16 protein-coding genes are annotated in these 18811 nt (G+C 38.6%); 8 read left to right on the forward strand and 8 right to left on the reverse strand.

The window, feature by feature from the left end; genetic code table 11:
• Positions 1-102 precede the first annotated feature (102 nt).
• Together AC07U8_RS14760 and AC07U8_RS14765 are read left to right on the forward strand one after the other, a co-directional pair.
• The gene (locus tag AC07U8_RS14760; RefSeq protein WP_004717035.1) at positions 103-2373 is read left to right on the forward strand and encodes an NADP-dependent malic enzyme; all 2271 of its coding nucleotides are present in this window, start codon (positions 103-105) and stop codon (positions 2371-2373) included.
• A 113-nt stretch (positions 2374-2486) separates the two neighbouring features.
• A complete protein-coding gene (locus tag AC07U8_RS14765; RefSeq protein WP_239045241.1) occupies positions 2487-3728 on the forward strand; it encodes a multifunctional CCA addition/repair protein in 1242 nt (413 codons plus the stop codon).
• A gap of 48 nt (positions 3729-3776) precedes the next feature.
• Here AC07U8_RS14765 and AC07U8_RS14770 read toward each other — a convergent pair whose 3' ends face one another.
• The 5 genes from AC07U8_RS14770 to sthA form a co-directional block, all read right to left on the reverse strand.
• A complete protein-coding gene (locus AC07U8_RS14770; protein WP_333667684.1) occupies positions 3777-4118 on the reverse strand; it encodes a hypothetical protein in 342 nt (113 codons plus the stop codon).
• A 30-nt stretch (positions 4119-4148) separates the two neighbouring features.
• Positions 4149-4622 carry a hypothetical protein gene (locus AC07U8_RS14775; protein WP_494738193.1) on the reverse strand — a complete coding sequence of 158 codons (474 nt, stop codon included), beginning with the start codon at positions 4620-4622 and terminating at the stop codon, positions 4149-4151.
• Between the two features lie 100 nt (positions 4623-4722).
• A complete protein-coding gene (gene epmA / locus AC07U8_RS14780) occupies positions 4723-5697 on the reverse strand; it encodes an EF-P lysine aminoacylase EpmA (protein ID WP_494738194.1) in 975 nt (324 codons plus the stop codon).
• Complete coding sequence (locus AC07U8_RS14785) at positions 5694-6761, reverse strand: 4-phosphoerythronate dehydrogenase (protein ID WP_239045239.1); 1068 nt, start codon at positions 6759-6761, stop codon at positions 5694-5696. The genes epmA and AC07U8_RS14785 overlap by 4 nt, the downstream gene beginning before the upstream one ends.
• A gap of 407 nt (positions 6762-7168) precedes the next feature.
• Positions 7169-8584, reverse strand: coding sequence for a Si-specific NAD(P)(+) transhydrogenase (gene sthA, locus AC07U8_RS14790; RefSeq protein WP_004717049.1), 1416 nt, complete (start codon positions 8582-8584; stop codon positions 7169-7171).
• Between the two features lie 202 nt (positions 8585-8786).
• Here sthA and lipA point away from each other — a divergent pair, with 202 nt between their 5' ends.
• Complete coding sequence (gene lipA / locus AC07U8_RS14795; protein ID WP_494738195.1) at positions 8787-9800, forward strand: lipoyl synthase; 1014 nt, start codon at positions 8787-8789, stop codon at positions 9798-9800.
• 73 nt (positions 9801-9873) lie between these two features.
• Here lipA and AC07U8_RS14800 read toward each other — a convergent pair whose 3' ends face one another.
• Together AC07U8_RS14800 and AC07U8_RS14805 are read right to left on the reverse strand one after the other, a co-directional pair.
• Positions 9874-10293, reverse strand: coding sequence for a hypothetical protein (locus tag AC07U8_RS14800; protein WP_314337468.1), 420 nt, complete (start codon positions 10291-10293; stop codon positions 9874-9876).
• 263 nt (positions 10294-10556) lie between these two features.
• Complete coding sequence (locus AC07U8_RS14805; protein ID WP_056513558.1) at positions 10557-11039, reverse strand: hypothetical protein; 483 nt, start codon at positions 11037-11039, stop codon at positions 10557-10559.
• A 554-nt stretch (positions 11040-11593) separates the two neighbouring features.
• Here AC07U8_RS14805 and uraH point away from each other — a divergent pair.
• Positions 11594-11995 (forward strand): hydroxyisourate hydrolase, encoded by a 402-nt coding sequence (gene uraH, locus AC07U8_RS14810; RefSeq protein ID WP_004717057.1) that lies wholly within the window; start codon positions 11594-11596, stop codon positions 11993-11995.
• A gap of 75 nt (positions 11996-12070) precedes the next feature.
• Here uraH and AC07U8_RS14815 read toward each other — a convergent pair whose 3' ends face one another.
• Complete coding sequence (locus tag AC07U8_RS14815; protein WP_494738196.1) at positions 12071-13774, reverse strand: M61 family metallopeptidase; 1704 nt, start codon at positions 13772-13774, stop codon at positions 12071-12073.
• 178 nt (positions 13775-13952) lie between these two features.
• Here AC07U8_RS14815 and AC07U8_RS14820 point away from each other — a divergent pair, with 178 nt between their 5' ends.
• The 4 genes from AC07U8_RS14820 to AC07U8_RS14835 all read left to right on the forward strand — a co-directional run bounded on the left by AC07U8_RS14820 (position 13953) and on the right by AC07U8_RS14835 (position 18807).
• Positions 13953-15221 carry a D-alanyl-D-alanine carboxypeptidase PBP6B gene (locus tag AC07U8_RS14820; protein ID WP_051671108.1) on the forward strand — a complete coding sequence of 423 codons (1269 nt, stop codon included), beginning with the start codon at positions 13953-13955 and terminating at the stop codon, positions 15219-15221.
• A 127-nt stretch (positions 15222-15348) separates the two neighbouring features.
• A complete protein-coding gene (locus tag AC07U8_RS14825) occupies positions 15349-16635 on the forward strand; it encodes an NAD(P)/FAD-dependent oxidoreductase (protein ID WP_004717064.1) in 1287 nt (428 codons plus the stop codon).
• A gap of 143 nt (positions 16636-16778) precedes the next feature.
• The gene (locus tag AC07U8_RS14830) at positions 16779-17261 is read left to right on the forward strand and encodes an FKBP-type peptidyl-prolyl cis-trans isomerase (protein WP_004717066.1); all 483 of its coding nucleotides are present in this window, start codon (positions 16779-16781) and stop codon (positions 17259-17261) included.
• A 109-nt stretch (positions 17262-17370) separates the two neighbouring features.
• Positions 17371-18807 carry a cryptochrome/photolyase family protein gene (locus AC07U8_RS14835; protein ID WP_494738608.1) on the forward strand — a complete coding sequence of 479 codons (1437 nt, stop codon included), beginning with the start codon at positions 17371-17373 and terminating at the stop codon, positions 18805-18807.
• Positions 18808-18811: the final 4 nt, after the last annotated feature.

Consider the following 18811-nt stretch of genomic DNA (forward strand, 5'->3'; position numbering starts at 1 on the left):
ATAACTATTTTTTGACTGTCGGTATCGCTCAACAAATGTTATATTCGATGAAATTTAGTCAAACCACCAGCCTCGCTGGAACATGTAATAATCGAGATTCAGATGGATGATCAATCTTTAAAACAGCAAGCCCTTTACTATCACGAATTTCCAACACCAGGAAAAATTAGCGTTACGCCAAGTAAGCAACTCGTCAATCAACATGACCTTGCGCTTGCTTACTCACCAGGTGTGGCAGCGCCTTGTTTAGAAATTGAAAAAGACCCTTCAAAAGCAGCGCTTTATACTGCTCGTGGCAACTTGGTTGCAGTGGTCAGTAATGGTACAGCCGTTTTAGGTCTAGGTAATATTGGTCCATTAGCATCTAAGCCTGTAATGGAAGGCAAAGGCGTATTATTTAAAAAGTTTGCTGGTGTAGACGTTTTTGATATTGAAATTGCTGAAAATGATCCTGACAAAATTGTGGATATCGTAGCGGCTTTAGAACCTACTTTTGGTGGTATTAACCTCGAAGATATTAAAGCACCAGAGTGTTTTTATATTGAGCAAAAGCTTCGTGAACGCATGAAAATCCCTGTGTTCCATGATGACCAACACGGTACCTCAATTATCGTAGGTTCAGCCCTTCTCAATGCTTTGCAATTGAATGGCAAAAAAATTGACGAAATCAAAATTGTTGCTTCAGGTGCAGGTGCTGCGGCACTTTCTTGTTTAGACTTGCTGTGTGCAATTGGTGCTAAAAAAGAAAATATCGTGGTTGCTGATTCACGCGGTTTATTGACCACTAAACGTGAAGGCTTGGATGAGTCTAAAAAGCGTTATGTGCAAGATATTGAGGGAACTCAACTTGCAGATGTGATTGCAGATGCAGATATGTTCCTTGGTCTTTCTGCGGCAGGCATTTTAACCAAAGAAATGGTTAAAGTCATGGCGGCTGATCCAATCATCTTTGCATTGGCAAACCCAGATCCAGAGATTTTACCTGAACATGCGCATGAAGTACGTCCAGATGTAATCATGGCAACTGGTCGTTCAGATTATCCGAACCAAGTAAACAATGCGCTTTGCTTCCCTTATATCTTCCGTGGTGCGCTAGATGTTGGCGCTACGACGATTAATGAAGAAATGAAAATTGCTTGTGTACATGCAATTGCACGTATGGCACATGTTGAAGCGGATGCTGCATCTTACGGTGAAAAATCTGCATCATTTGGTCGTGATTACTTAATTCCACGTCCACTTGATCAACGCCTAATTCTTGAAATTGCTCCGGCTGTTGCACAAGCTGCAATGGATTCAGGTGTTGCAAGTCGTCCAATTGCGGATTTCTCGGCTTATCGTCAACGTCTATCTGAATTTGTTTATAATTCAGCATTGATGATGAAACCAATTTTTGCACAAGCGAAAACAGCGCCTAAACGTATTGCTTACGCGGAAGGTGAAGATCTTCGTGTATTACGTGCGATTCAAATCGCAGTTGATGAAGGTTTGGCACAACCTATTCTGGTTGGCCGTACTGCAGTCATTGAAGCGAATATCAAGAAATTAGGTTTACGTCTTGAACATGGTGTAAATATTACCATCGTAGATCAAGAAAAGAATCCTGATTACGATAAGTTTGCAGATGACTATTACAACTTGATGCAACGTAAAGGTGTAACGCCTGAGTATGCACAACGTGAAACACGTCGTCGTTCTACCTTGATCGCAGCAATGTTGGTTCGTCATGGTCTTGCAGATGGTATGCTATGCGGTACTTATGCAAGTTATGATATCCATTTAGACTTTGTGAGAAATGTGATTGGTTTAAAAGAAGGTCGTAATAACTTCTTTACGCTTAATGCATTGATGCTTGAAGATCGCAATATCTTTATGGCTGATACTTATGTAAATACCAACCCGACTGCTGAACAGCTGGCTGAAATGACTATTTTAGCGGCTGAAGAAGTTCGTCGTTTTGGTATGACGCCAAAAGTTGCATTACTTTCGCATTCTAGCTTTGGTTCAGATCAAAATGATCCAAGTGCACAAAAAATGCGTAAAGTATTTGAAATTTTGACTGAAATCGCACCTGAATTAGAAGTAGATGGTGAAATGCATGCAGATGCTGCACTTGATGAAAATATTCGTCATTTTGCATTCCCAAATTCACGCTTCAAAGGTTCAGCGAACTTGTTGATTATGCCAAATCTTGATGCGGCAAATATTTCATTCAACTTGTTAAAATCAACATCAGGCAATAATGTGACTATTGGTCCTATCTTGCTTGGTGCTGCTAAACCTGTGCATATTTTAACACCTACAGCGACAACACGTCGTTTAGTTAATATGACAGCTTTAACCGTTGCTGAGATTCAACAAGCTGAAGGCTAAGCTGGAAGTCAATTTAACATCAATACCGCAGAACTTTAGTCAATCACTCAAGTTCTGTACTTGAGAAAACCTCTATTCTGTTGCATGATGGCAGTAAGAATAGAGGTTTTTTCATGCAAGTTTATTTAGTAGGCGGTGCCGTTAGAGATCATTTACTCGGTCATCCCTATCACGAAAAGGATTATGTTGTTGTTGGCGCTACGCCAGAGCAACTTCTTGCCCAAGGTTATCAACCCGTTGGGAAAGATTTCCCTGTGTTTTTACATCCCCAAACAAAAGAAGAATATGCCCTAGCCCGTACTGAGCGTAAATCAGGACACGGTTATCATGGATTTGAGTTTTTTACCGATCCAGATGTCACCTTGGAAGAGGATTTAATTCGTCGTGACTTAACCATCAATGCCATCGCGATGGATGAAGCAGGTCAAGTGTACGATCCCTATCATGGACAAGATGATTTAGCACATAAAATCCTACGTCATGTTTCAGACGCTTTTGCAGAAGATCCTTTACGGGTACTGCGTGTGGCTCGTTTTGCTGCTCGTTATGCACAATATGGTTTTCGTATTGCCGATGAAACACTTGCATTGATGCGTCAACTGGCTGAATCTGGTGAGTTAGAAGCATTGACACCTGAACGTGTTTGGAAAGAAACCTCTCGTGCTTTAATGGAACGTCATGCCGATGTTTACTTTGAAGTGTTACGTGAGTGTGGTGCATTAAAAGTGCTCTTTCCTGAAATAGATGCCCTGTTTGGCGTTCCACAACGACCTGAATATCATCCTGAGATTGATTGCGGTATTCATACACTGATGTCTTTACAGCAAGCATGTAAAGCCAATTATTCTTTAGATGTTCGTTTTGCCGTATTGGTACATGACTTGGGCAAAGCTTTAACACCGAAAGATGAATTACCTCGTCATATCATGCATGAAGAACGTGGGATTCAGCCTGTCACAGATGTATGTGATCGTTTACGTGTGCCCACTCAAACGAAACAACTTGCTCTAGCAGTATGTAAAGAACATTTAAAATGTCATCAGGCTTTTACCTTAAAACCAGGCACCTTATGGCGTTTGTTACAGCGATTAGATGTGCTACGTCGTCCTGAGCGTGTTGAAGCTTTTGCACAAGCCTGTGAATGTGATGCTAAAGGCCGTTTAGGTTTAGAAAATCGCGAATACCCACAAGCGCATTACCTATTAGATGCAATGAAAACTGTACGCACGATTAAAGCATCGGATTTACCCTCAGACATTCAAGGTCCAGATATCGGTGAAATGTTGATTCAAAAACGTATTGAAGCGATTGCTGATTTAAAGCATGAGTTAGGTCATCATCATCATACGGTATAAAAAAATGCCTCTCAGTAATGAGAGGCGTTTTTTATAAATTCAAAATGCTTAGCTAAAAGGGTTTGGGGTATTCCACGGCTCATTTCTATAAATAATTTTTCCGTCTTCGACACAGAGTATCCATGTGAAAAAGAATTCTTCACCTAAACCTCGACTTTCAAAACTTGCTTGAGGTAATAGCGGTACAATTTTCACTAATAATTCAAATAGATAAAGTGAATGAACTGCAAAATCTGCTTTTCCCTCGCTAAAAGCATTCAGTAAATCAACATACACATCCTCATGAATAGCATCTTCTTTTAAAATTTCAAGAATTTTCTGCTTATGCTTAGAAATATCAATTTCTTCAAAGTCATTATTGTGTATATGTAATTCTGTATAAAAGCTCATAAACCTCTCCTTTAATCATTTTACTGATATTTAAATAATCACAAAATTCTCATTTATCCAAGCTTGTGCTAATTCTTCTGATTCAAATTCTCTGATAGTAGCTTGATCAGAATCTATATAGATGATCTCAAAATACTTAAAAATATTGTTTTCATAAATAGAGTTGATATGTGAAATTTTATCCCTATCCAATGCTGTATGTAATTCTGTATGGATTAGATCAGACATTGCAAAAGATTTTAAGTTTAAATTTTCACAACTATAACTATTCAACTCTTCTTCAAAATCAGGGAATATTTTATGAAAACTTTCCATCCAACTATGAACATTATACGTTTCAATGTTTTTAAAACTTGGTAAATCTGGACTACTCGTTTTTGCTTTTTTTATAGTCTCAAATGCAAATAATGAGCCTAAATTACAAAATCTAATAACTTGAATATTAAATATATAATTTGGATTTAAGTAATTTCCATCATCATCTTGTATAAAATATGGTTTCATTCAGTCACTCTTTAATTATCTGTTTTATTTAAATAATATTATTTTAATCAACGTATTATTGCATACCTAATTAAAAAACTAACTAGGTATGCTAAATTAACTACGACACATCCGCAGGAAATGTAATCACCTTTTCCAACTTCATTTGGTTCATCACCACCATTAACAAACGGTCAATTCCCAAAGCTATACCCGCACATTCCGACATATTCGGTAAAGCAGCGAGCAAATACTCATCGATTGGCATCACATGTAAGCCCAGCTTTTCACGCTCAGCATTATCTGCTTGAAAACGACTAAGCAAAACCTCAGCATCAATTAACTCATCATAGGCATTGGCAAGTTCTAACCCTTCAATATAGAGCTCAAAACGCGCAGCAACGAACTCACCATCCTCATCCAATTTGGTCTTTGCCAAAGAGGCCAATTCTGGGGGAAAATCGGTTAAAAATACCGGCGTATCAAAACCTAAACTTGGCTCAACCATATGAGAAAATAACAAATCAATATAGGCTAAACGATCATCACCCAAATCAAGATTGAGTCCTACACGGTGTGCCGCATCTTTTAATTGTTGCAAAGTTGCTTGCAGTGGATTCAAGTCCAAACGATCAATAAATGCATGCTTATAACTGAGTACGGTTGGTCGAACTTCACCAAAACGTTCAGCCAAAACCACATTCAATAAATCAGTGACTTCTAGCATCAAATCTTTCAAGCTGAATTGCGGACGATACCATTCCAACATGGTAAATTCACTATTGTGCTTACGCCCATGTTCATCATCTCGAAAAACTTTACAAATTTGATAAATCGCACCACTACCACTCGCCAATAAACGCTTCATGGCAAACTCTGGTGAAGTTTGTAAATAATGCGTTTGTTTTTTGCCATGTACATGACGCTGAGCCTGTACGGAAGCCAGATGGACATCAGTTACACCCGCTTGAGACAAGATCGGAGTTTCAACCTCTAAAACATCATGCTCAATAAAAAATTGGCGAATTTTCCTATAGAGTTTTGCTCGTGCTTTAAGCGCCTGAATATCACATGTTGGTTTAAAATCTATGCTCATGCTTTTGGCCCTCCATGAGCAGCCCATTCACGGCGCAAAGGATAAGTTTTACGAAGGTAATCAAAGGCTTTTTGATCCACCTTGCCGTCCTTTAAGCAATCTCTTAAATTTTCATCATCTCGCTGAATATTGTAAATTTCAGCTAAGTATTTTTTTAGCGTTTGTTTAATGTTATTGCCATAAAAATATTGTTCACATGCAGGTAATTGTGATTCAAATTTCTTATGTGCGGTATAGGCAAATGTTTTACAAAATGCGTCATAAATCATCTGAGTACCACGCGCTTTACCTTCCAGACTGTAACCCGCAATATGTGGCGTCACAATTGTAATTAAATCCAATAGACGTTGTGAAATCTCAGGCTCATGTTCAAATACATCCAACACCACTTTACGACGTGTTTTTAATATATCGGCCATTAATGCCGCTTCTTCAACAACAGCACCACGCGCAGAATTAATTAAGATGGTTTCTGGCTGCATCAGCGCCAATGCATCAGCATTGATTAAATGATGTGTTGCAAACGGCCCTGTTTGGGTTAAAGGCACATGTATGCTGATCGCATCGGCTTTCTTTAATAAAGCGTCAAATTCAACTTGCTGAACATTTTCTCGTTGTACCAAGGGATCATAGCCAATTACATTCCAGCCCAACAACTGAGCCATATATGCTAATCGTGTTCCCACATTGCCTAGCCCAATAATGCCTAAAGTAAACTTTTTCCCTAAATCTAGAAAATCCTGATTGAGATACAGTAAAGCCGTGATGACATATTCTGCAACGGCTTGTGCATTGCAACCAGCTGCATTTGACCATGCAATTTGATGCTTTTCTAATGCTGGAATATCTAAATGGTCTGTCCCTATGGTTGCACTACCGACAAATTTTAGTGCTGTATCTTGGATCAACTGTTCATTGACTTTTGTTATAGAGCGTACCAATAACGCATCTGCATCATTCACATCATGATGAGTCAAATTGCGTCCTGCTGCTTGATGAATGGTTCCGAATTCTGAAAAGAAATATTCAGTAAATGCTAGATTTTCATCTGCAACAATTTTCATAGCGTCATCCACAAGTTTAACTGCCGCTATGATAAACCTTTGAACCACTTAAGACTATGCAGTTCACACATCAAATCTTTAGGGTCTATTGATAATTCGTCTAAGTTTGCGACTACGTGTGTTTTTTAGGCGATACTAGGCACGAAATACGAAATTTAGTCATTCTAAATAAGTAGTTCGTAACGACGTAGCGGCAAAAAACACGCTAGTCCCGAAGGGTTGTGGTTAAAATTATCTCAGTCTGCGTTATGAAACTCGAAAATAGTCTCGCTATTCTCTTCGTTTCATGCCTTGCCTGCTCAATTTTAACCTACAACGCAAGCCATTTATGAAATGTCAACAGACCCTAAATATGGCATAAAAAAACCCGCAAGATGACTTACGGGTTTTTAATTCTGAATATTTGTTTAGAACAAGCGATTCATACCATTCAATGTTGCAACACGATAGGCTTCTGCCATTGTTGGATAGTTAAATGTCGTTTCAACAAAATACTTAATGGTATTGTTTCCACTTTGCATCACCGCCTGTCCAATATGGATAATTTCAGCCGCATTATTACCGAAACAATGCACACCTAATAACTCTAAGGTATCACGATGGAATAACAGTTTAAGTTCACCAACTGTATCCCCTGTAATTTGCGCACGCGCCAAATGACGGAATGATGCTTGTCCAACTTCATATGGAATTTTTTCAGCAGTTAACTGACTTTCAGTTTTACCAAAGAATGAAATTTCAGGGATGGTATAAATCCCCGTTGGAATATCTTTCACTGGTTTAACATTTTCTTCGCCGCTCATATTTGAACCAGCGCAACGACCTTGGTCATATGCTGCAGAAGCGAGGGATGGCCAACCCACCACATCACCTGCCGCATAGATATTTTCAACTTCAGTTTGATATTGGTCATTTACCGCAAGTTGCCCACGGCTGTTTGGTGTAATGCCAACATTTTCAAGACCTAAACCATCGGTATTCCCTGAACGGCCATTACACCACAGAATGGCATCAGCTTTAATTTTTTTACCGCTTTGCAAATACAAGACCACATGATCATCAAACGTTTCTAAATGATCAATTTGCTCATTGTGACGCATTAACACGCCTTGTTCACGTAAGTGATAAGACAACGCGTCTGCAATTTCATCATCAAGATAACTGAGCAGTTGATGCTGTGTATTGATCAAGTCAACTTTATGGTCTAAACCAATAAAGATAGATGCATATTCACAACCAATTACACCCGCGCCATAAATAATAATTTTATGAATTGGATAATCCAGATCTAAAATTTTATCTGAATCAAATACACGCGGATGATTAAAGTCTAAACCTTGTGGGTGATAAGGACGGCTACCTGTGGCAACCACAAGCTGTTTGAAAACTAAAGTTTCTTTAACACCATCTTCGCTAAAAATAATCACCGTATTTTTATCTTGGATATATGCGCGACCGTGAAATACATCAATATGGTTACGGTCATAAAAACGTGAATGGGTATCAACTTGCTGTTGAATCACTTTATGCGCATTACGCAAAACTTGCTTCATAGTGAATTGTTTCCAATCCCCTACTTTTTTAAACATTGGATCACGTTGGTAACGGATAATACTTGAAACTGTTTGACGTAAAGCCTTACTTGGGATGGTGCCGACATGGGTACAGTTACCACCAAGTTGCTCACGAATATCTACAATTGCAACACGCTTACCCGATTTAGCAAGCTTCATTGCCGCGCCTTCACCAGCAGGACCAGAGCCAAGTACGACCGCATCGTATTTCACAAATTTCCCACTAACGACTTCTTTCTTACGTGGCATTCAAAGCTCCTTATAGTAAATTCAGTCTATATCTTGTCTTATGCGATATTATGACCTAAACCAAAACAATTTTCTGTATTTCGCATGCATATATTCTGTGATAACGACATTTAGTATATGAATAGTGTTTTTGCCCTATCTTTTTGCATTTCCGCTATAATGAGCATAATCTCCCCCGTAGAAAACAGTGGAAAAGTTGAATATGTCAGAGAACCGTAAACCAGAACAGGGTGTCAAATTACGTGGCGCGGAAAAAGTTGCTCGTATACCTGTAAAAGTTATTCCCACGGTTGAAGCACCACGAAAGCCGGACTGGATTCGTGTCAAAATGGCTGCGCCTGATGAAGTTCAACGAATCAAAACCACTTTACGTGCACAAAAATTACATACTGTGTGTGAAGAAGCAGCTTGTCCTAACCTTCCAGAATGTTTCGGTGGTGGTACTGCAACCTTTATGATCATGGGTGATATTTGTACCCGTCGCTGTCCGTTCTGCGATGTTGCACATGGTCGTCCAAATGCACTTGATCCTGATGAACCTCGTCATATGGCAGAAACCATCGCCAATCTCGGTTTAAAGTATGCAGTGATTACCTCTGTAGACCGTGATGATCTTTTAGATGGTGGTGCGCAACATTTCGTTGATTGTATTCAAGAAGCACGTCAACTCAGTCCAAAAACATTATTAGAAATATTGGTTCCTGATTTCCGTGGTCGTATGGATATTGCACTGCGGATCATGACTGAATGTCCACCAGATGTATTTAACCATAACATCGAAACAGTACCTCGCCTCTATAAAGCGATGCGTCCGGGTTCAGACTATCAACATTCTTTAAACTTGTTAAAAATGTTTAAAGAATACTGCCCTGAGGTGCCAACAAAATGTGGTTTGATGGTGGGTATTGGTGAAACCGAAGAAGAAGTGATTGCCCTATTAGATGATCTACATGCACACGGTGTTGATTATGTGACAATTGGTCAATATCTACAGCCTTCTAAAGAACATGCACCAATTGACCGCTTTGTTACACCAGAAGAATTTGAGCGTTATACTGCACACGGTCACAAGCTTGGTTTCAGAAATATCTGGGCTGCTCCAATGGTTCGTTCAAGCTATTTTGCAGATCGTCAATATTATGGTGAACCTGTTCCAGTGGTACGCCGTAAAGTTGATCCTGCGAAAAAGATTGCGGTACAAGCCATCGAAGCTTAAGTCATTGTTCAAAAAATTTAAGCGTCAAAAAAGCACTCAATATTGAGTGCTTTTTTACAGATATTTTTGATCTTTAACGACACTTCCCAATAGTTTTACCTTCAACACTACTCATACTGCTTTGTAGTTTCGTCAGTGTGGAACATTGTAAGTTTCCTGAAATCATGGATTTATTTAAACTCAATGTTGACGATACCTGACCTGCAAGCACATCCCCCTCAACAGAAGAATTGACCAATTTCAATACTTTGGCTGTATTGGCTTGCACATTTCCACTCACTGAAGAATTATTTAAAATCAAACTCCCACCATTGAGTACATTCACATTTCCATCAACAGATGTACTATTTAACGTACATGTTGCACCTGCTGGTACAGTTAAGTTTGCCACAGCATTATTGCTGATTGTACTTGAACAATTTGCAGCAAATCCAAGTGGAGCTACGCCTAAACCACATGCAATTGTGATGAGCTTTAAGAAACGCTTTTTCATTGACATTACCCTTTTGTATTATGAATTTAGAATAAATTTATTGTTGGATGATTTTAAAATATACAGTTAGAAAGTTTAATGACAAATATGTTGATTTCTTTTAACTGGGAATCATGAATATAAAATGGATGACGCTTTAGCTTATTTACCTCGTTTTACTGTTGTTGCAGATTTCGGTTGAAATAAATCATTGCTGATTTATCGACTTAGCGGCTTTGACTGATTTCAAAATCAGAAAGTCGCTTAAATTAAAATAAATGTCTTTATTTTACTTTCTGCTTCAGTTCCTCAACGTAGTCTGCGTAATTCAACATTAAGCCCTTTCCAGTTAGATCCTCAGGGAGTAATTTAGTACAAAACCAATTGTCGGTCCACGTATGATTTTGTGGGAAATATAAGCTTACTAGTTCACCTTTAACTTCTTTTTTGATCTCAGCAATAACCTTCTTTGTTTTTGCTGTCCCCATTTGTTTACTAAGATATTTGAATATCAGTTGTTGCAATTCCTTCTGGTAACGTCCGTGCTGTTGATACCACTGATCATACAAGCGTTGTAGTTCTGGCTCTGTCGATGCATCAAATTTCTTACATGAAGCAAGTGTTTTTGGAAACAAGGCTGGTACATCCAAATAAGCCGTATATAGAAACTGTAGTTTGCCTGTACCGTCTGCACGTGCAACAGATGTCGCCAAGAGCAAAACGCAACACAAAACTATCCGTGGAATGTTGAAAAGAGATTTTTTCATATTATATTTTCCTTCTCACTGTCGAATGTATGATTCGCACATCGTGTTAGACCACGACCAAGCACATGCTGGACTAGATTTAAGCACCAACTATAAATAGTTGATTAATATTTTATTTATTAAAACTTAACAATAATCTTTGACTATACCATTTAAAAAACCTCACGGCTAAGGTTTGCTGCAGTTTTTTGACTGTCTCGAATCACATTATAAATAGTCGTATAAATCTCCAAGAACAGTAGCTAAGTTTAAATCTGTCAAAATTTTTATAGGGTATTTATCCAGTCAAATCGATTTCTAATTTATGTAAGCATTTAAATAAAATACGCATCATTTTTTAGACAGACTCGTTTGCAAGCCTAAGCATTTCATTTAGAAATCTCTTAACGATACTGTTTTATCTATTATTTTAATTATCTATCTTATTGTTAAATAGATATTATTTTATTTTTCATACATCGTTAAATTTTAACAATTAATATAATTTTACATTTTTTTAACGGCAACACTTCAACTTGACCTTAACATAGTGATTTTAGTCTTAGTAAAAATTGATGATGAAAAAATTAACTTTAGCTATTTCAGCAACCCTCTTTTCTGGGCTTTGTTTTGCCCAAAACCCATTAAGCGTACATGTATTAAATCTTGAAAATGGCTTACCTTCAAGCAATGTTAAAGTCATTCTTGAAGCGCAACAAAAAGATAAATGGGTAAAAATTAATGAAGGAAGCACAGACAGTAATGGGCGAATTTCATCCTTATACCCTGAAAACAAAGTATTAGATAAAGGTGTCTATAAGGTTACTTTTCAAACAGGTGAATGGTTTAAACAAAATAACCAACGTGCTTTTTTCCCAGAAGTTCCTGTGGTTTTTGTGATTGATGGAAGTCTTGAACATTATCATATTCCACTGTTGATTAGCCCTTATGGATATTCAACATATCGTGGTAATTGATTGATCATAGCATATTAAATTTTAGGCAAAAAACCGATGTGTTTTAACATCGGTTTTTTTGGGTACACAACTTAATTAAGCCTTTAACCATTTCTCAGCTTTGGTTTGATCTAATACAGTTAATTCAACCGTAGTCAACGCAACTTCGCCGCCTTGCAACTCAAATTGTAAAAACTCATCACGACGGAATGCATAAACCGTAAATTGACCTTGCTGTTTTGCATATTGGTTTAAAAGTTTTTCAGACGCTTTTAAACCATCAATCGCAATGATCACATCATTGGCAGACAGCCCCGCTTTAGCACCAACACCATCACGACGCGCTTGCTGAATAATGACACCCTCAGCTTTTTCAGCAACTTTTAAACCAAATGGAAGTGCTTTTTCATTTTGCAAGCTATAGCTCAAACCAAATTCAGGGAACAATTGATCCAGTGGTAATTCATCTGTGGTATTAATCAAATGATTAATCTGTTCGATCCAATTATCGCCAGTCAGTTCATTACACAGTTCGACAATGGTACGCTCATTGACTTGTATGCCCTTTTGGGTATTTTCATACAAACGGCGCATTAAGGCATCCAAACTAGAACCACGTAAACGTAGACCTAAATCTAAACTGAGTGCAACCAAACAGCCTTTATTGTAATAACTGGTTCCAGCATTATTTGAGTTTTCATCCTGACGATAAAATTTAATCCAAGCATCAAAACTAGACTCTGAAACAGATTGAATAAAACGTCCCGGATTCTGTAGATAACGATCAATTTGCCCTTTTAGCAACTTTAAATAAGATGCTTGAGAAATCACACCACTGCGATACAGAATCAAATCATCATAATAAGAGGTGAAACCTTCAAAAATCCATAACAGTGAGGTGTAGCCTTCCTGATCCAAATCATAATTTGCAAAATTTTCGGGGCGGATAAATTTAACCAACCACGAATGAAAATATTCATGACTACACAACCCAAGGAAGCGTTGATAATCCGCAGAAGGCTCTACAGGTTCATTTGCTTTAGGAAAATCATCACGTGGCGAAATCAGGCTAGTACTATTCGGATGCTCTAAACCACCATAACTATTGCCAGTTGCCATAGTCATAAAAGTATAGTTTTCAAAAGGTGCTGAACCAAACATTGAAATTTCTGTACTACAGATTTTTTCAAGGTCTTGCTTCATACGCGCTGCATTCATTGTATGCTGACCAGAAACCACAAATTCATGTGGAATCCCATTCGCTTCAAAACTAAAACGGGTTTGATCCGCCAATTCAAATGGTGCATCAATCAATTGTGCATAATTGTTGGCTTTTAAGGTATAGCGCCCTTTCACCAAGCTTCTTGACTCTAAACCTGTGGCAATTTGAAAATGCTTTAATTCTTCAGGTAAAAATACTTCAACTTCGATTGCTGATTCTTCTTGGTCTTGCAACCCTAGGCAAATACAAGCAGGATTGACATATAAACGGGTTTGATCGACATATGCACCACGTACCGAAAGGTCATAGGCGTAAACATCATATTCAACAGTAATCAGTTCATGGTCGGTGTTATATAAACGCCATTTATTTTTTTCAAACTTATTAATTTGCAGTTGACGACCCGCTTCATCATAGGCTTTCACAGATTCGATATGTTTAGAAAACTCACGGATCAAATAGCTACCAGGAATCCATGTAGGAAGTGACAAAACTTGAGTAGGGTTCGCCAAAAAGCGCAATGTGACATGAATGAGGTGCTGACGGTAATCGTCAAATTCAATCTGATAATGCAACATAAATATATATTCGAAAATAGACAGTGAGAAATTACCAATTAGATTAGCATTTTTTTACAAAGTCAGGCGATTTTAGTCGCAATTGTCTACGATTCTGACTAGCGAAGAGTGCAAAAAAGGCATAGCATTCGCAAAGTTTATGCACTCTTGCCATAGGATTGGCTTAAAGGTAAATCTGTTGAAAATTCTTGCTTCTTTTATCGCGATAACTGGCTTGGTTTGCTCCACGTTTGTTAACGCCGCTTTACTTAATATTAATCCGCAATCTGTTGAAGCTGAAGCTTGGACAATATTAGATACACAATCGGGTCAAACCATTGCTGAATATAATAGTCATGTACAGCGTGCGCCAGCATCCATGACCAAAATGATGGTCGCCTATATTGCGTTGAAAGAACTCAAAGCAGGTCATATCAAAAAAGAAGAGATTATTACTGCAACCCCTGTAGTTCAGATCGTGCAATGGGATGAATCTCAAATGTACCTGAAGCAAGGTGAGCAAATCTCAATTGACCAACTTCTTGCTGGATTGATTGTGATGTCTGCCAATGATGCAGCAGTAACGCTGGCAGAACGTATCTCAGGTAGCGTACCTGCATTTGTTGCTCGTATGAACCAAGAAGCACAAGCCTTGGGAATGAAGGATACTCATTTTGCCAACCCTCCAGGTATTACCATGCCTGATCATTTTTCGTCAGCTCATGATATGGCGATCTTAGGTCAAGCAGTAACATCACAAACCCCTGAATATATGCATTATTCAGTGATGCCAAGTTTTAGTTATAACCAACATTTTCATCATGCCACCAACCTTGTTTTAAAGTCTGATCCAAGTGTAGATGGTTTAAAAACAGGTTTTACCAAAGCGGCCGGCTATAACTTAGCACTGACAGCGCATCGTCCTTCTGCCATTACAGAGTCTCCTGATCGTCGTTTAATTGTGGTGGTGATGGGTGCAAAAAGTGCAGTTAAACGCGCGGAAATTGCACATAAATTGTTAAACTTGGGCTATGCCTACACCCGTGATGAAGTCGCAATTAAAGACAAACAATTGATTGCTGAGCTTCCTGTAGTTAAATCCACCTTAAAAATGTTTAAGGTTGAAGCAAAAAAACCTCAACTCATTACCACATCTTTATATAACGATGCGACACCAATTGATTTAGCGACTTTTGATGTTGTAAATAGCCGTATCATGAAAACTGAGGCAAATGGTCTCTTGGCAGCAGTTGAACCGCTTACAACAACTCAAACCCATTTGAATGTTGAACTGAATGAGACATCACTTACCGCACCTTTAGAAAAGATCATGCATTTGGCAAAAGTGAATGTTTACCAAAACAATCAACTGATTCAAAGTTTTGATATTGAAGATGAAGTGCATATCGAACAAGCCTCTTGGTTTGAACGTTTAATCGAATGGATCAAGTCAATTTTTGGGATTTAATTAAAACCAACCAATTTAGTTAGATTTATTATAATTATGTAACCTGTAATACAAAAAAAACCTAAACAATTAAATAGAATGGCATATTTATGCCATTCTATTTTCATAACAACAATTTAGGTTTTCTATGTCAAATCTACATCATATCGTGATTGTTGGTGGTGGTGCTGGTGGTTTAGAACTGGTGACACAACTCGGTGATACGCTTGGAAAGAGTAAAAAAGCCAAAATCACCCTTGTTGACCAAAAACTCACCCATATCTGGAAACCATTGCTGCATGAAATTGCAGCTGGCACCATGAACCCAAGTGATGAAGAAACCAATTATTATGCACATGCAGCCAAGCATCACTATGAATTTGTCTTGGGTCGTTTTGAACATTTAGATCGTGATAACAAAACCATCGAGCTTAGCAAAACCCAAACCAGTAAATATGAATCCAATCAAGAGCAAATCACCCTGCATTATGACACCTTAATTCTAGCTGTCGGCTCAGTCTCCAATGACTTTAATACGCCTGGGGTTAAAGAGTTTTGTCATTATCTCGACAGTCGCCAACAAGCAGAAGTCTTCCAACAGGACTTACTGCACTTGTATTTAGATGCTCAAAATAAAAATATTGATCGTGAATTACACATTGCCGTGATTGGTGCAGGCGCAACAGGTGTTGAACTTTCAGCTGAGTTGGTTCAAGCCAAACAGAACTTTTATAAATATGGTTTAAATAAAATTAACCCAAACAATGTCAAAATTACTTTGGTTGAAGGCGCTGATCGTATCTTACCTGCACTTTCTGAAAAAATGGCTGAGCATGCCACACAGCAATTACAACGAATGAAAATAGATGTATTAACGGGCAAACGTGTTGAAAAAGTAGATGCTGAAAAAGTCTATTTTAGTGATGGCACATCCGTAGAAGCACAATTAAAAGTTTGGGCAGCAGGGATAAAAACCCCTAAAGTAATTGCCAATTTAGCAGGCTTTGAAAAAGATCGCATGGGCCGTTTAAACGTATACGCAACCTTACAGACTCAGGCTGATCCAAACATTTTTGCCTTTGGTGATTGCGCCCACTGTATCTTAGATGCAAGAGAAGCACCACTTGGTCCACGTGCACAAGTCGCAAGTCAACAAGCTTCGTTTCTAGTAGATGCAATGAATGCACGCATCAAAGGACGACCACAGCCAATGTTCCAGTTCGCAGACAAAGGTTCACTGGTATCACTCAGTGAAAATAAAGCGGTCGGTGAGCTACTTGGTCAGGTCAATGTTCAAGGCTTCGTGGCAAAATCGATGTATGTGTCTTTATATCGTATTCATCAAGCGACGATATATGGCTATGCTCATGCAGGCTTGTTAACGGCTAAAGATTTTGTTACACGAAAAATCGCGCCAAAAATAAAATTGCATTGAAATTTAAATTTTTGCCCATATTTATGAAAAAATGGTCAAAATACAGATGAAAATGCAATTTTTTAGTAATTTTAGTCTACAAAAATTGCTTTTCACTTTATGATGTAGCCTTAAAATTATCGATTACCGAATGGATCAATAACATGACTGCTATTGCAAATAACAACGTGGTTTCTTTCCACTATACGCTGACTAACGCTGAGGGTGAAACTCTCGATAAATCACAAGGTGAACCACTTGCATATTTACATGGCGCAGGTAACATCATTCCTGGTTTAGAAAAAGCTTTAGAAGGTAAAACTGTAGGTGACAAATTTACAGTCACTATCCCAGCTGCTGAAGGTTATGGCGAATACAACCCTGACCTCGTTCAAGAAGTTCCTGCTCAAATGTTCCAAGGTGTTGAGAACATTGAAGCTGGTATGCAGTTCCAAGCTCAAACTGATGATGGTGTTCAAATCGTTACTGTTAAAGCAATCGAAGGCGACAACATCATCGTTGATGCTAACTTCCCATTAGCTGGCCAAGATCTTACTTTTGAAGTTGAAATCGCAGAAGTTCGTGATGCTTCTCCAGAAGAATTAGAGCACGGTCATGTACACGGTGCAGGTGGTCATCACCACTAAGATCTGATTGATCTGATCGAAAAGGCAAAGTTTTTACTTTGCCTTTTTTATGCGTATTGGTTTAAATTGATGAAAACCTAGTGTGAATGAATCCATTCCTATCAATCCTATGCAAAAACAACTCCTTTGGTTTCGTCAAGACTTACGTATTCAAGACCATACTGCCCTATGGCATGCAGCGCAAAGCGGTCCTGTAATTGCACTGGTGATTCTTTCACCTGAACAATGGCGGATGCATGACGATGCACCGATTAAGCTTGATTTCTATTTACGTCAAATTCAAGCCATTCAACAAGAACTTGCTTCTATTCAAATTCCGCTGATTATCCGCAGCATCCCCTTATGGGAAAACATTGCAGCAGAGATCGATCAACTCTGTCAAAAACTGGACATTGAAAATGTACACGCCAATATTGAGTGCGGTGTCAATGAATTAAATCGAGATTTCCAAGTTCAAACACAACTGAATCAGAGTAACCGTGATTTGGTTTTATATCATGATCGCACTCTGTTCCCTGTCGGTTCAATTCGCAATAAATCCAATCAACCCTATCAAGTCTTCGGTGCATTTAAAAAATACTGCTATGAACAACTGAGCATTTCGATCCCGCAATGCTTCCCTATTCCAGAGACTCAAGCCTTAAATGATGCAATAGATGTGGGCGAGTTGAATAATAATAGCCTGCCGACTTTGGCCGAGCTTGGTTTTACATTCGATCCGAATCGGATCAACAAGCAGTGGAAAATTGGCGAACAATATGCCTTGAATGTCTTGGATGAATTTATTGAAAACAAAGTCCGTCATTATCAACTCGAACGTGATTTCCCCCAAATTGAAGCCACCAGCCAGCTTTCAGCCTATTTAAATATAGGCATCCTTTCAATTCGACAGTGTTTCAATGCCCTATTTCGAGCACAATTTGGACATTTTTCTATTGATCATATTGGACAACAAACATGGCTCGATGAGCTACTTTGGCGTGAGTTCTATCAGCATATCCTGTTTGATTTCCCGCGTGTGTCAAAGCACTTGCCCTTTAAAATGCCAGCACAGCAGCTACAATGGCGTGATGCTGCAGATGATTTAAGCGCGTGGCAAACAGGTCAGACAGGGATTCCGATCGTCGATGCAGGTATGCGCCAGTTACTTCACACAGGTTGGATGCATAATCGGATCCGTATGGTTGTCGCCATGTTTCTCACCAAGAACCTATTGATTGATTGGCGTTTAGGTGAGCAATGGTTTATGCAACATCTTATTGATGGAGATTTGGCTGCCAATAACGGCGGATGGCAATGGTGTGCTTCTACAGGAACTGATTCCGTACCTTATTTCCGTATTTTTAACCCTATCAGCCAATCGCAGAAATTCGATGCACAAGGTGATTACATTCGACAATGGGTTCCAGAACTTGCACATTTAGAAGCAAAAACCATTCATGAACCTTATGCAAAAAATCCCAATATAGAGCTCAACTATCCAAAGCCAATTGTGGATTTAAAGCAAAGTCGTATTCGAGCAATTGAAGCTTTTAAGCAGATTTAAAGTC

The sequence above is a fragment of the Acinetobacter sp. GW821-FHT01E09 genome, from assembly GCF_059422385.1.

Bases quoted from the DNA above. Each gene is read 5' to 3' on its own strand.
- AC07U8_RS14760 (WP_004717035.1), top strand. From the start codon at position 103: ATGGATGATCAATCTTTAAAACAGCAAGCCCTTTACTATCACGAATTT.
- AC07U8_RS14765 (WP_239045241.1), top strand. From the start codon at position 2,487: ATGCAAGTTTATTTAGTAGGCGGTGCCGTTAGAGATCATTTACTCGGT.
- AC07U8_RS14770 (WP_333667684.1), bottom strand. From the start codon at position 4,118: ATGAGCTTTTATACAGAATTACATATACACAATAATGACTTTGAAGAA.
- AC07U8_RS14775 (WP_494738193.1), bottom strand. From the start codon at position 4,622: ATGAAACCATATTTTATACAAGATGATGATGGAAATTACTTAAATCCA.
- epmA (WP_494738194.1), bottom strand. From the start codon at position 5,697: ATGAGCATAGATTTTAAACCAACATGTGATATTCAGGCGCTTAAAGCA.
- AC07U8_RS14785 (WP_239045239.1), bottom strand. From the start codon at position 6,761: ATGAAAATTGTTGCAGATGAAAATCTAGCATTTACTGAATATTTCTTT.
- sthA (WP_004717049.1), bottom strand. From the start codon at position 8,584: ATGCCACGTAAGAAAGAAGTCGTTAGTGGGAAATTTGTGAAATACGAT.
- lipA (WP_494738195.1), top strand. From the start codon at position 8,787: ATGTCAGAGAACCGTAAACCAGAACAGGGTGTCAAATTACGTGGCGCG.
- AC07U8_RS14800 (WP_314337468.1), bottom strand. From the start codon at position 10,293: ATGAAAAAGCGTTTCTTAAAGCTCATCACAATTGCATGTGGTTTAGGC.
- AC07U8_RS14805 (WP_056513558.1), bottom strand. From the start codon at position 11,039: ATGAAAAAATCTCTTTTCAACATTCCACGGATAGTTTTGTGTTGCGTT.
- uraH (WP_004717057.1), top strand. From the start codon at position 11,594: ATGATGAAAAAATTAACTTTAGCTATTTCAGCAACCCTCTTTTCTGGG.
- AC07U8_RS14815 (WP_494738196.1), bottom strand. From the start codon at position 13,774: ATGTTGCATTATCAGATTGAATTTGACGATTACCGTCAGCACCTCATT.
- AC07U8_RS14825 (WP_004717064.1), top strand. From the start codon at position 15,349: ATGTCAAATCTACATCATATCGTGATTGTTGGTGGTGGTGCTGGTGGT.
- AC07U8_RS14830 (WP_004717066.1), top strand. From the start codon at position 16,779: ATGACTGCTATTGCAAATAACAACGTGGTTTCTTTCCACTATACGCTG.
- AC07U8_RS14835 (WP_494738608.1), top strand. From the start codon at position 17,371: ATGCAAAAACAACTCCTTTGGTTTCGTCAAGACTTACGTATTCAAGAC.